The sequence below is a fragment of the Aeromonas sp. XH genome (assembly GCF_033348475.1).
Classification (GTDB): domain Bacteria; phylum Pseudomonadota; class Gammaproteobacteria; order Enterobacterales; family Aeromonadaceae; genus Aeromonas; species Aeromonas sanarellii.
Genome location: NZ_CP137630.1, coordinates 3,379,784 through 3,393,228, shown reverse-complemented (window position 1 = coordinate 3,393,228; position 13,445 = coordinate 3,379,784). Strand labels below are relative to the sequence as shown.

Genomic DNA, 13,445 nt, shown 5'->3' with positions numbered 1-13,445 from the left:
ATCCAGGGAGAACCGATGAGCATTGCACAACGCATTCATGCGCTGCTGGAACAAGACCCCAGCGCCCATCCTTCCAGCATCGCCACCGAGCTGGCCGTCAGCGAATGGGAGGTGGTGCGCCACCTGCCCGCCGAGCTGATGACCCAAGTGCCGAGCGATCAGGCCGAGGCCCTGCTGGCGGATCTGGCCAATTGGGGTCAGGTGACCACCATTGTGGAGTCCGACGGCTCCATCTTCGAGGTGAAGGCCCCCTTCCCCAAGGGCAAGACGGCCCGCGGTTACTACAACCTGATGGGGCGGGACGGCGAGCTGCACGGCCACCTCAAGCTCGACAACGTGGTCGGCATCGCCCTGGTCAGCAAGCTGTTCATGGGCAAGGAGGGGCACTCCTTCCAGTTCTTCGGCCACAGCGGTCGCTGCATTTTCAAGATCTACCTGGGCCGGGACGAGCAGCGTCAGCTGCTGCCTGACCAGGTGGAGCGTTTCAAGGCCCTGCGCCACCAGTATCAAGAGGAAGTGAAAGCATGAGTGAACGTCAGGAGCGTCTGCAGAACCGTCTGCAACCGGAGATCCGCGAATTTCGTGACGGTTGCCGCACCCTGCAGCTCGCGACCGTGGATGGCGAAGGCAACCCCAATGCCAGCTACGCCCCCTTCGTGCTGCAGGAGGATGGCTACTATGTGCTGATCTCCGAGATAGCCCGCCATGCCCGCAACCTGCAGCAGGTGCCCAAGGTGTCGCTGATGCTGATCGAGGACGAGACCGGCGCCCGCGAACTGTTCGCCCGCAAGCGCCTCACCTTTGACGCCGTGGCCGAGGTAGTGGCCCGCGACGACGTGCGCTGGGAGAAGGCCATTACGGCGCTGGAAGGGCGCTTCGGCGACATAGTCCGGGGGCTCTCCAACCTCAAGGACTTCGTGCTGTTTCGCCTCAAGCCCGAGCAGGGACTGTTCGTCAAGGGTTTCGGCCAGGCGTTCCGGGTCTCCGGCGACGAGCTGGTGGATTTCGTTCACCTGGTGGAAGGGCACCGTCCCATCGACAACAAGCGCATGAACAACGGTGCCGAGTTGACCAGCGAGACGGATGCACCTGTCTGACGAGCGGGACATGAGATGAAAAACGGGCAGCCTGGGCTGCCCGTTTTGTTGTCCGGATGACCCGGATCACTCCTGCCAAGAGGCCTTGTTGGGAAAGGCATCGCGATCGGCCTGGGTGGCGGTCTCGTTGCACTCCCCCCGGATCTTCCAGGAGGTCTGGCTGAGGACTATGTAGCCGGTGCGGCAATAGTTGCGCGCCGCCAGCGTCTCGGTCAGTTGCTGGTCCTGCAGGGCCTCGCGGCGCTCCAGCAGGCTCTTGCTGTTGCGGCTCAGCCGGTTGTCATCCTCCTGCAACCGACTCGGCAGGACGTCGAGGGGAGCGGCCTCGAAGGTGAAGCGCTTGCTCCCCTCTTCGTTGATGTTGGTATGAAACAGGGGGGCCGGGCCGTCGGGCGTGGTGCCCGGCATGCCGGAGCAGGCCGTGATCGCCGGTAACAACAGCACAAGGGCAACGGCAGAGAATAGACGCACGCAAGACTCCAATCAGGTGATGACTTCAAGGCGGGCAGATTAGCACGCCAGCGCGGGTTGAGCCGCCTCGAGCAGCTGATCCGTGGTGAGCAGGGTTATGCTTCTGCCCTGTGGCAGGCTGAGGTGCCGCCACATGAAGTGGTGGTGCTCGATGATCTTCTCGGCGCTCAGATGGGGTCTGTCCGCCGTGGTGTGGGCATCCGTCACCGCAAAGACGTCAAACCCATGGGCGGCGGCACTGCGCAATGTGGTGTCGACGCAAAAGTCGGTGGCACAGCCACAGATCAGCAGCCTGTCCACCGGCTGTTCCGCCAGCAGGAAGCCGAGCTCGGTGTCGAGGAAGCTGTCACAGGCGGTCTTGCGCACCCGGCTGTCGTGGGGAGACGGGGTCAGATCGGCGTGCAGTTGCCAGCCAGCACTGCCAGGTTCCAGCTCGGAACCCGGTTCGTCGTGTTGCACATAGATGACACGCCCGTGCCCGCCCCGCACGCCGTCAGCCAGGCGATTGACGTTGGCGATGACCTGGGCATCCTGATGGCGAGGGTTATCAAACAACCCCTGTTGCATGTCGATGACGAGTAACACATCCATATGAAATCCTTGGGCTATTTTGAGGGTTGCAGCCACTGGCTGCAGTCACGGCTTCGGGATTGATGCAGTGCGCCCATATCTTGCTTCATTTCCTCCGTATTTAGCCAGCGCTCTGGCAGGGGAGCTATGTGCACCCGCACGTCGGCGCTCCGTCCGGGGGCGGCCTTGCCATCCTGGGAGCCAGTCTCAGGCACCACCAGGGCGACTTTCAGCGCCGGATTGCGGCTGGCGATGCGGCTCGCGATACCCAGCCCCCCCTCCACGTGGAAGTTGCCGGCGATGTGCATGATGCGTCGGCCGGGATGCTGCTCGAGGTAATCGACCATGCTCTCGGCCATGGTGTCATCCCAGCTGGTCTGGGCGGCGAAGCGGCGGGCATTTCCGTCCGCATCCCCATGATGCAGGGAGGCCATGAACTTCTGGCGATAGGGGTCATCCCCCAGGGTGAGCTCGCGGGCGAGCTGGCTGCGGCGGCTGGCAGGCAGCTTGTCGAGCCACTCGGGCCCTTCCTGGCCGACGCAGCTCACCAGTGGCTTGGGGGCGTTGGCGGCGATCACCGTCAGCTGCTGCGCCTTGGCAAACTCCACCAGGGGGCGGTAGTCGCTCGGGTAATTGGGCCAGGCATGGCCGTCCCGGATCAGCGCCGCCTCGCCGATGCGCCCGGCCAGGTAGGCATCCAGCACGGGTTGATCGGCGCGGCTGAACTGCTCCATGGAGAGCACCAGCGCCCGGCCATCGAGGCGCGACATACCGGCCAGCTCCGCCAGCAGGTTGGCTTGCAGCAGGTGCACGGCCGGGTGGCTGTGCAGCTCGCCCACCAGCACTATGTCCGCATCCTTCACCCTGTCCATTGCCTGGGCGAGGCTGAGGGGGCTGTCGTCCGTCCCCTCGCCAAGCTGGTAGTGATAGAGGGTCTGGGGAGGCTGGCTCTGCGGCGGGGTGGCGCAGGCTGCCAGCAGCAGGGGCAGGGCGAGCAGGGGGAGTCGTCGAGTCATGGCATCTCACTCACAAGGGCAGAGTTTGGCAAAGGCACTGCACCATACGATGGCAGCATGGCGAGCAGGAAAAAAGAGGCGCTAGTGTAAAACCGTCCAGAAGCAAAAGAAAATGAGAATGATTCACTTTATTATTGATCTTTGTCGCTGACTGGGTAAGATGCCGCTAGATTGATAATAATTCTCAACAAGGACTTTGCAGTGGCGCACAACAACCCCCCCTCACTGATTGCCCTCGCCGTGGCGGCAGGGCTGGTTTCCCCCGCTTTCGCCGCAGACAGGAAAACGGATGAAGTCATGGTGGTCAGCGGCTCCCGCATGGAGCAGAAGCTGGAAGACGTCTCCGGCCCCATCGCCGTCATCACCTCGGAGCAGATAGAAGAGCAGGTGGTCAGCAACGTGGCCGACCTGTTCCGCTACGAGCCCGGCGTGAGCGTGCAGGGGGGGGCTGGGGATGCCCAGACCTTCACCATCCGCGGCATGAGCGAGAACCGGGTCAAGGTGGTGCAGGACGGCGTGCGCCAGAACGACGCCTACAAGAACGGCGGTGTGGGTCAGACCTACTTTGACACCGACATGATCAAGCAGGTGGAGGTGGCCAAGGGGCCGGCGTCCGCCGCCTACGGCTCCGATGCCCTGGGGGGCGTCATCGCCATCACCACCAAGGATGCCGGCGATTTCCTGAAGGGCCGCGACAGCTACCTGGACGCGACCACGGGCTATGCCTCCAGCAGCCACCAGAAGATGGGGGGCATCACGGGGGCGCTGCGCACCGGGGAGTTCGAAAACCTGCTGCGCTACACCTGGCGCGACGGCGGGGTCACCCAGAACCATGACGGCGACAAGGAGGAGTTCGACATCGTCAGCCAGGCGGTGCTGTTCAAGAGCAAGTGGAATCTCAGCGACGATCAGTTCCTGAAGCTGGCGGTCGACTACTTCACCGAGGGGCAGGATCCGCACGCGGTCGACCTGACCAAGGCGGGTTCCGTCTTCAACCAGCCGATCACCGACAAGGAGACCGACAACCTCTCCCTGGTGCTGGATCACGGCCTCGCCCTGAACGCCCCCTGGGCGGATCGGGTAGACAGCAAGATTTACTACAGCCGCGCCAAGCAGACCCTGGATCAGTACGCCTCCTCCAAGTATCCGGTCATGCCTGGCAACCCCTATGTGACCAAGAACTCCCTGGATCACAACGGTTTCGAGCAGGAGAGCCTGGGTGCCCAGGTGAAGTTCAGCAAGGCGCTCGTCAATCAGCGTCTGGCCTGGGGCCTGGAGTATGAGCACACCGACAACGAGCGTACCCGCTTCAAGGCACCGACAGTGCCGGGGGACTTCGTCGGCTACAGCGAGCTGAGCTTCCCGTCCACCACCAGCGAGCGCAGCGCGCTCTGGGCCTTCGACGAGATCAAGTTCGGCGAGCGCTGGGTGCTGACCCCGGGCGCCCGTTACGACTACTACAAGATGACCCCGGACGAGGATCCCGCCTACACCGGCGAGAACATGCAGAAGATCTCCGAAGGGGAGTTCTCCCCCAAGCTGGGGCTGGTGTTCAAGGCTCACGAGGCAGCGAATCTGTTCGCCCAGTACAGCCACGGCTTCAAGGCACCCATGTATGACAACGCCTTCTCCACCCTGAACCACCAGGCGTACGGTTATCGCATCGAGCCGAACCCTAACCTCAAGCCAGAGAGCAGCGACGGCATCGATCTCGGCGTGCGTGGCAGCCGCGGCGGCTTCAGCTATGAGGTGGCCACCTTCTACAACAAGTTCGACGACTTCATCGAGCTGACGGGGGTGGGCACAGAGGGGCGCACCGCCATCTATCAGTACCAGAACCTGGACAAGGCGACCACCAAGGGGGCCGAGGTCAAGGCGGACTACTGGCTCAGCGATCTGGTCAACGTCTGGGGCAACCTGGCCTACATCGAGGGCAAGGATGGCGAGGGCAACTACATCAACAGCCTGAGCCCCCTCAACGGCAGTGTCGGGGTGCGTCTGGAGCAGCCGAACTGGAACATCAACACCGCCCTGCGCTTCGCCGACGACATGGACAAGGTGGGCAAGGATTCCCGCGGCAACGACAACATCAAGAGCGCAGGCTGGGGCGTGGTGGATCTCTACGCCCAGTTCAAGCCGATGCAGGATCTGCAGCTCAACGTCGGGGTCTTCAACCTGTTTGACAAGGAGTACGTGAGCTACGAGAGCATCACCGGCCTTGCCGCCAGCGCGGACACCAGCGGCCAGACCGAACCGGGTCGCAATCTGAGCGCACGGGTCAAGTACGTGTTCTGATATGTGTCGATGATGAAGGGGCCCCGGGGCCCCTTCTCTGTTTCTGGCGGCCCAAACCGACCCCCCAAAAAGAAACCCGCCAGGGGCGGGTGGAAGGATTGCAACACTCATCAGGAAGCGGTGTTATCCAGATAGACAGGGGGATGTGACAAAGGTTCAACTTTATTGATATTTCTGGTTTTTACCCTGGGTGATGCCTGGGGATCCCCGCCCCGAAATCGGTTATCATTTGTGCCCCTTGTCCCGCAGCCGAGCCCCTATGCCCGCGTTCTCCTGGTTAGCCCTGTTCTTTGGCGCCTTCTATTTCGTCTATGGCGCCTACCTGCCGTTCTGGTCCCTCTGGCTGGAAGGCATAGGAGTGAGCGCCGAACAGATAGGCCTGCTGCTGGGGATCGGCATGGCCATCCGCTTTGCCGGCAACCTGATGGTGATGGGACGGGTCAAGGGGGCGGGCCAGTTGCTGCCCGTCACCCGGCTGCTCTGCCTGCTGAGCCTGCTGGCGTTTCTGGGCTTCTATCTCGACCACAGCCTCTGGTGGCTGGTGGTGCTGACCCTGGCGGCCAACTTCATCTACCCGACCCTGATGCCCATGGGAGAGGCGCTTGCCACCCGCATGGTGGTGCAGACCCACCTCGACTACGGCAAGGTGCGGCTGTGCGGCTCCTTTGCTTTTATCGTCGCCTCCACCCTGGTGGGGGCCCTGGTGGGCAACTTTGGCAGCGACTGGGTGCTGCACACCATGGTGGCCGGGCTGCTGATCATGCTGGGGCTCAGCCTGCTGCCGCTGCGACCCGCCCCCCGGGAGCTGCAAGGGGAGCGGGCCAAGGCCTCCCTGAAGGAGACGCTCAAGTCCGCGTCGGTGCGGCGCTTTCTGCTGATCACCGCCCTGCTGCAGGGGAGCCACGCGGCCTACTACGGCTTCAGCGCCATCTACTGGAAGGCCGAGGGCTACGGCGGCACCCTGATCGGCTATCTGTGGGCCCTGGGGGTGGTGGCGGAGATCGCCATGTTCGCCGCGGACAAGCGCTTCCTCCAGCGCTTCGGCGCCCAGACCCTGTTCCTGGTGGGGGCCCTGGGCTGCGTGGTGCGCTGGGTGCTGCTCGGCAGCTCCACCGAGCTTTGGGTGCTGGTGCTGGGCCAGCTGCTGCACGGGGTCACCTTCTGCATCAGCCACCTCGGCGCCATCCGCTTCATGACCCGGCAACTGCCTGCGGAGCAGCAGATCCCCACCCAGGCGCTCTATGCGGCCCTGGGCCTCGGCATGACGGTGGCCGCCCTGATGGCGGTCTGCGGCTTGCTGTTCGAACCCCTGGGCGGCGGCATCTTCTTCATCATGGTGCTGGTGGTGCTGCCGGTCTTCGTGCTGCGGCTGCGCGAAGAGAGCTCTGAACCGGGCCGATGACACCGGCCTGCCGGTCTCTGGCCCGGCAGGCTCCTGACTTATCTGGACAAGGGAAGTAGAGAGATGCACCAAGGATGGCTGCTGATCGGGTTGTCGCTCGCCTATCTGGGCTTGCTGTTCCTCATCGCCTACGTGGCGGACAAGAACAAGCGCCGCCGCCCCAAGGGGCAGCCCCTGCTCTACAGCCTGTCGCTGGCGGTCTACTGCACCTCCTGGACCTTCTTCGGCACCGTGGGCCAGGCCAGCGAGTCCCCCTGGTCGCCGGTGCCCATCTACCTGGGCCCCATGCTGGTGTTCCTGTTCGGCTGGCGCCTGCTGGCCCGCCTCATCCTGGTGGCCAAGCGCGAGCACATCACCTCCATTGCCGACTTCATCGCCGCCCGTTACGGCAAGTCCCAGCGCCTGGCCATGGTGATCAGCCTCATCGCCGTCATGGGGATACTTCCCTACCTGGTGCTGCAGCTCAAGGCGATCGTCACCGGGCTTGACCTGCTGATGGCCAACAGCGCGGGGGCCAGCCCCACCAGCAACATGGCGGAGCTGGCGCTGGGCGTCACCCTGCTGCTGGCCCTGTTCAGCATACTGTTCGGCACCCGCAACCTGGACGCCACCGAACACCACAGGGGCATGGTGGTGGCCATCGCCTTCGAGTCCGTGGTCAAGCTGCTCGCCTTCATGGCGGTGGGGGGCTTCGCGCTCTGGCTCATCGTCGCCAGGCCGAGCGAGGCCCGCACCCTGGTGGCCAGCGACTTCCTCGAGGCTGTGGTGGCGGTGACGCCGGGCAGTCTGTTGGAGCTCGCCATCTACACCCTGATCGCCATGTGCGCCGTCATCTGTCTGCCGCGCCAGTTCCACGTGACTGTGGTGGAGAACAACCAGGGGCAGGATCTGCACTGGGCGCGCTGGATCTTCCCCCTCTACCTCTTCCTGATGGGGCTCTTCATCTGGCCGCTGGCGCTGGCGGGCAAGCAGTGGGTGGGGGCCGACATGGCCTCCGACACCTATGTGATCAGCCTCCCCATGTCCCTCGGATTCGATGGCATGGCCATGCTGGCCTTCCTCGGCGGCACCTCGGCGGCCACCGGCATGGTGATCGTCTGCACCATCGCCCTGGCCATCATGGTGAGCAACGATCTGGTGCTGCCGGTGCTGCTGCGCCGCGTCTGGCAGCAGGGGCGGGACGAGCGCCTGATGCGGCTACTGCTGCAGGTGCGCCGGGGCGCCATCCTGCTCATCCTGCTGGCGGCCTGGGCGCTCTACCTCTGGCTCGGGGATCTCACCAGCCTGTCGCGCATCGGCTACCTGTCGTTCGGCGCCGTGGCCCAGTTCGCGCCGGCCCTGCTGCTCGGCCTCTACTGGCGCCATGGCAACCGCAAGGGGGTCTACCTCGGCCTGGCGCTCGGGGTCAGCCTCTGGTTCCTCACCCTGCTGGCGGAGAGCGGCCTGCTGGCGGGCTCGCCCCTGGAGGCCCTGCTGGCGCCCCCAAACTGGCCCGCGTTCCGGGAGCTGAGCCTGGGGGCCTGGTGCCTCTTCCTGAGCCTCTTGCTCAACCTGGTCGGCTATGTGGCGGGCTCCCTGCTCTCCCGGGCGGCGGTGAGCGAGCGGCTGCAGGCGGCGAACTTCGTCGGCAAGCCGAGCCGGGACACCACGGCGCTCTACCAGGCGCGGGTCTCGGTCAAGGAGCTGGAGATGCTGGCGGCCCGCTTCGTCGGGTCGAACCGGGTCAAGCGCGCCTTCGGCCGCTTCGCCGGCGAGCACGGCGGCACCCTGGCGCCCCAGATGCAGGCCTCCGCGGATCTCATCGCCCACACCGAGCGGCTGTTGGCCGGGGTGTTCGGCACCTCGTCCGCCCGTCTGGTGCTGGCCTCGGCCCTGCAGGGGCGCAACATGCAGCTCGAGGAGATCGCCACCATAGTGGACGAGGCCTCGGACGTGTTCCGCTTCAACCGCGGCCTGCTGCAGGGTGCCATCGAGCACATGGGGCAGGGGATCTCGGTGGTGGACAGGGAGCTCAGGCTGGTGGCCTGGAACCGACGCTACATCGAGCTGTTCTCCTATCCCCCCGGCCTCATCCAGGTGGGGCGCCCCATCGAGGAGATCATCCGCTACAACGCTGGGCAGGGGCTGTGCGGCGCGGGGGACGTGGAGGCCCAGGTGGCGCGTCGGGTCGCCTTCATGAAGCGCGGCAGCCCCCACATCTCGGCCCGGGAGCGCCCGGATGGCCGGGTGATCGAGATGCAGGGCAACCCCATGCCGGCGGGGGGCTTCGTCATGACCTTCACCGACATCACCCCGTTCCGGGCGGCGGAGCGGGTACTGCGCGAGGCCAACGAGCACCTGGAGGCGCGGGTGGCCGAGCGTACCCACGAGCTCTCCGAGCTCAACCGCCAGCTGCTGCTGGTAAACCAGCAGGTGGAGCGGGCCAACCAGTCCAAGAGCCGTTTCCTCGCGGCGGTGAGCCACGACCTGACCCAGCCGCTCAACGCGGCCAAACTCTTCACCTCCTCCCTGCTGGAGATGCTGCCCCCGGAGGACGAACCGGCCCGCATCGCCCGTCACATCGACGATGCCCTGGGGGCGACCGAGGATCTCATCACGGATCTGCTGGACATCTCGCGCCTCGAGGCGGGCAAGTTCAAGGCCAAGAAGCTCGACTTCGCCCTGAGCGACGTGCTGGGCAACCTCAAGGCGGAGTTCGGGGTGCTGGCCCAGGCCGGGGGGATCCAGTTCTCCGTGGTGGAGAGCAGCCTCGCCGTCTACAGCGACGTGCGTCTGCTGCGCCGGGTGCTGCAGAACTTCCTTACCAACGCGTTTCGCTACAACCCGGGGGGCCGGGTGCTGCTCGGCTGTCGCCGCATGGGGGACAAGGTGCGCATCGAGGTGTGGGACAACGGCCCCGGCATCCCGGAGGGCAAGCAGGAGGCGATCTTCGACGAATTTTCCCGCCTCGATCACTCCCGCACCGCCAGGGAGCAGGGGCTCGGCCTCGGACTCGCCATCGCCCGCGGCATCTCCCAGGTCCTGGGTCACCAGCTCTCCCTGCGCAGCTGGCCCGGGGCGGGATCCGTCTTTGCCATCACCCTGAACCTCGCGACCCGGCCGGTGACGCCGAGCCAGGTGACGACCCCCGCCCAGCGGGACAGCCAGCTGGAGGGGGTGAGGATCCTCTGCATCGACAACGAGGAGGACATCCTCATCGCCATGGCGTCCCTGCTGGGGCGCTGGGGTTGCGAGGTGCGCTGTGCCCAGAGCCTAGCCCAGGCAGAGGAGATCATCGGCGACGGCTTCCTGCCCGCCCTGGTGCTGTCTGACTATCACCTGGACGACGGCAAGACGGGGTTGCAGGCGCTGCATATGATCCGGCTGGCATATGGCAACGAGATAGGCGGCATCATCATCAGCGCGGATCGCAAGAGCGAGCTGCAGGCGCAGATCCGCGAACACGGCTTCGGTTATGTGAGCAAACCGGTCAAACCCCTCAAGCTCCGGGCCCTGATGAACAGCCTGTTGCTGCCGGTACAGTGACGGCATTCACATTATCGCGCATTGGATGGTGATTTTTTAAAGGCGGTTTCGGCGCCATGAATGGGGTTTTTATCGCCATGTTGCCGGCCTTTTCCCCACCATGTCGGACAAATGAGTCCCTGTTGATGTCACTTCTGTCAGGTGGCGCGAAGGCGTCTCTCCTTTATAGTCATTCGGCGATTATTTTCATCGCAAACCAAGTTGTGCAAAAAAGGCAAACCGGGCGAAAGCCCGGGACGCAAAGCTTCCGGTCTAAGGGTCAGCGAACCTAGGATAGCGGGGCCACCACAGGTTGTATCGTCCATGGGCCAAGCCATGGTGGCGATGTTGTCTGCGTTACCTGTCAGGTTGCGTTGCCTTTTTCGTTGTTCATTCCAATAACGAAATAAGGAAATTCAATGATGTTCAGTCCAAAACATTCCCTGCTGGCGCTCCTGGTCGGGGGCCTCTGTGCCGCTCCCGCCTTCGCCGCCGCCCCGGGCAAACCCACCATAGGCTCGGGCCCCACCAAGTTCGCCATCGTCGAAGTCAATCAGTCCGCCTCGGCCTACAACCAGCTGGTGACCGTCCACAAGGACGGTGCCCCGGTCAGCGTGACCTGGAACCTCTGGTCCGGCGACGTGGGCCAGACCGCCAAGGTGCTGCTCGACGGCAATGAGGTGTGGTCGGGCCCGGCGTCCGCCGCAGGCACCGCCAACTTCAAGGTCACCAAGGGGGGGCGCTACCAGATGCAGGTGGCCCTGTGCAACGCCGACGGCTGCACCCTCTCCGACAAGAAGGAGCTGGTGGTGGCCGACACGGACGGCAGCCACCTGGCGCCGCTCAATGCGCCCCTCAAGGAGAACAACAAGCCCTATGCCAACAAGTCCGGCAAGGTAGTGGGGGCCTACTACGTGGAGTGGGGTGTCTATGGTCGCAAGTTCACCGTGGACAAGATCCCGGCCCAGAACCTGACCCACATCCTCTACGGCTTCACCCCCATCTGCGGCGGCAACGGCATCAACGACAGCCTGAAAGAGATCTCCGGCAGCTTCGAGGCCCTGCAGCGCTCTTGCGCCGGTCGCGAAGACTTCAAGGTCTCCATCCACGATCCCTGGGCGGCGATCCAGATGTCCCAGGGCAACCTCAGCGCCTGGGACGAGCCCTACAAGGGCAACTTCGGCAACCTGATGGCGCTCAAGCAGGCCCGTCCGGACCTCAAGATCCTGCCCTCCGTCGGGGGATGGACCCTCTCCGATCCCTTCTACTTCCTGGGTGACAAGACCAAGCGCGATACCTTCGTCGCCTCGGTCAAGGAGTTCCTGCAGACCTGGAAGTTCTTCGACGGCGTGGACATCGACTGGGAGTTCCCGGGCGGCCAGGGGGCCAACCCCAACCTGGGCGGCCCGAACGATGGCGCCACCTATGTGGTGCTGATGCAGGAGCTGCGCGCCATGCTCGACGAGCTGGAAGCCGAGACCGGTCGCCAGTATGAGCTCACCTCGGCCATCAGCGCCGGCGGCGACAAGATTGCCAAGGTGGATTATCAGGCGGCCCAGCAGTACATGGACCACATCTTCCTGATGAGCTACGACTTCAGCGGCGCCTTCGACCTGAAGAATCTGGCCCACCAGACCAACCTCTTTGCCTCCAGCTGGGATCCGGCCACCAAGTACACCACAGACAAGGGCGTCAAGGCGCTGCTGGGTCAGGGGGTGGCGCCGGGCAAGATAGTGGTCGGTGCAGCCATGTACGGCCGCGGCTGGACCGGGGTGAGCGGCTACCAGGCCGGCAACCCCTTCACCGGCACCGCCACCGGACCTGTGACCGGCACCTGGGAAAATGGCGTGGTGGATTACCGCGACATCGTCAACAACCGCATGGGCGCAGGCTGGGTGCAGGGCTATGACGAGGCGGCCGAGGCCCCCTATGTCTTCAAGGCCGGCACTGGGGATCTCATCAGCTTCGACAACGATCGCTCGGTCAAGGCCAAGGGACAGTACGTGCTGGCGAACCAGCTCGGCGGTCTGTTCGCCTGGGAGATAGACGCGGACAACGGCGACATCCTCAACGCCATGCACGAGGGGCTGGGCCACGGCGAGGGCAGCCTGCCGCCGGTCAACAAGCCGCCGGTGGCCAATGCCGGCAGCGATCTGAGCGCCACCGGCCCGGCCGAGGTGACCCTCAACGGCAGCGCCTCCCACGATCCGGAAAACGGCGTGCTGACCTACGGCTGGAGGCAGGTCTCCGGGCCCCAGGCGACCCTGCTCGATGCCACCCAGGCCAGGGGCCGCGTGGTGCTGGACGCCGTCAGCGCCGACATCAACCTGGTGTTCGAGCTGACCGTGACCGACGATCAGGGCCTGACCGCCAAGGATCAGGTGGTGGTGACCAACAAGGCACCGCAGCCGAACCTGGCCCCCGTGGTGACGGTTCCGGCCACCGCAACCGTCGAGTCCGGCAAGCAGGTGAGCATCCAGGCCAGTGCCTCCGATCCCAACGGCGACACCCTGAGCTATCAGTGGAGCCTGCCTGCGGGTCTCACCGCCACCGGTCAGAACAGCGCGACCCTGGTGGTCACGGGCCCGAGCGTCACCAGCGACACCGCCTATGACCTGACCCTGGTGGTCACCGACGGGGCGCTGGATGCCAGTGCCACCACCCGCCTGACCGTCAAGCCGGCCAGCACCGGAGGCGGCTGCAACGCGACCGATCCGGATGCGGCCAACCATCCGGCCTGGAACGCCAGCACCGTCTACGTTTCCCCCAATACGGTGAGCCATAACCAGCTGGTGTGGGAAGCCAAGTACTGGACCCAGGGCAATGAGCCGAGCCGCACCGCCGATCAGTGGAAGCTGATAAGCCAGGTACAGCTTGGATGGGATGCAGGGGTTGCCTACAACGGCGGTGATTTCACCAACCACAATGGCCGCAAGTGGCAGGCACAGTACTGGACCAAGGGCGACGAGCCCGGCAAGGCCGCGGTCTGGGTCGACAAGGGGGCAGCCAGCTGTAACTGATTGCCATCGTAACGGGAATGGGGCCTGGGCCCCATTCTTCCCGCCGACGCTGTACCGGCAGGGGCCATCC

9 protein-coding genes and 1 riboswitch are annotated in these 13,445 nt (G+C 64.7%); of the genes, 6 read left to right on the top strand and 3 right to left on the bottom strand.

Translation table 11 applies throughout. The features are described 5' to 3' along the window. Window positions 1-15: 15 nt before the first annotated feature. The gene (gene hutX / locus R2B70_RS15565; RefSeq protein ID WP_318161933.1) at window positions 16-528 is read left to right on the top strand and encodes a heme utilization cystosolic carrier protein HutX; all 513 of its coding nucleotides are present in this window, start codon (window positions 16-18) and stop codon (window positions 526-528) included. Next, window positions 525-1,097, top strand: coding sequence for a heme utilization protein HutZ (gene hutZ, locus R2B70_RS15560; RefSeq protein ID WP_318161932.1), 573 nt, complete (start codon window positions 525-527; stop codon window positions 1,095-1,097). The genes hutX and hutZ overlap by 4 nt, the downstream gene beginning before the upstream one ends. Before the next feature lie 66 nt (window positions 1,098-1,163). On the opposite strand, the gene R2B70_RS15555 is transcribed toward hutZ, so the two are convergent. The 3 genes from R2B70_RS15555 to R2B70_RS15545 are packed head-to-tail and all read right to left on the bottom strand — an operon-like array spanning window position 1,164 to window position 3,154. Beyond that, window positions 1,164-1,568 (bottom strand): hypothetical protein, encoded by a 405-nt coding sequence (locus R2B70_RS15555; RefSeq protein WP_318161931.1) that lies wholly within the window; start codon window positions 1,566-1,568, stop codon window positions 1,164-1,166. A gap of 39 nt (window positions 1,569-1,607) precedes the next feature. After that, a complete protein-coding gene (locus tag R2B70_RS15550; RefSeq protein ID WP_318161930.1) occupies window positions 1,608-2,159 on the bottom strand; it encodes a cysteine hydrolase family protein in 552 nt (183 codons plus the stop codon). 14 nt (window positions 2,160-2,173) lie between these two features. Further along, window positions 2,174-3,154, bottom strand: coding sequence for a ChaN family lipoprotein (locus tag R2B70_RS15545; protein WP_202211637.1), 981 nt, complete (start codon window positions 3,152-3,154; stop codon window positions 2,174-2,176). A 201-nt stretch (window positions 3,155-3,355) separates the two neighbouring features. Between R2B70_RS15545 and R2B70_RS15540 the strand changes: the two genes are divergently transcribed. The 4 genes from R2B70_RS15540 (at window position 3,356) to R2B70_RS15525 (ending at window position 13,375) form a co-directional block, all read left to right on the top strand. Next, complete coding sequence (locus R2B70_RS15540; RefSeq protein ID WP_318161929.1) at window positions 3,356-5,449, top strand: TonB-dependent hemoglobin/transferrin/lactoferrin family receptor; 2,094 nt, start codon at window positions 3,356-3,358, stop codon at window positions 5,447-5,449. 259 nt (window positions 5,450-5,708) lie between these two features. Continuing rightward, a complete protein-coding gene (locus tag R2B70_RS15535) occupies window positions 5,709-6,851 on the top strand; it encodes a 3-phenylpropionate MFS transporter (protein ID WP_318161928.1) in 1,143 nt (380 codons plus the stop codon). 63 nt (window positions 6,852-6,914) lie between these two features. Continuing rightward, window positions 6,915-10,376, top strand: coding sequence for a PAS domain-containing hybrid sensor histidine kinase/response regulator (locus tag R2B70_RS15530; RefSeq protein ID WP_318161927.1), 3,462 nt, complete (start codon window positions 6,915-6,917; stop codon window positions 10,374-10,376). 203 nt (window positions 10,377-10,579) lie between these two features. Then, a riboswitch (cyclic di-GMP riboswitch) is annotated at window positions 10,580-10,666 on the top strand. 111 nt (window positions 10,667-10,777) lie between these two features. Then, complete coding sequence (locus tag R2B70_RS15525; RefSeq protein WP_318163366.1) at window positions 10,778-13,375, top strand: glycosyl hydrolase family 18 protein; 2,598 nt, start codon at window positions 10,778-10,780, stop codon at window positions 13,373-13,375. Window positions 13,376-13,445: the final 70 nt, after the last annotated feature.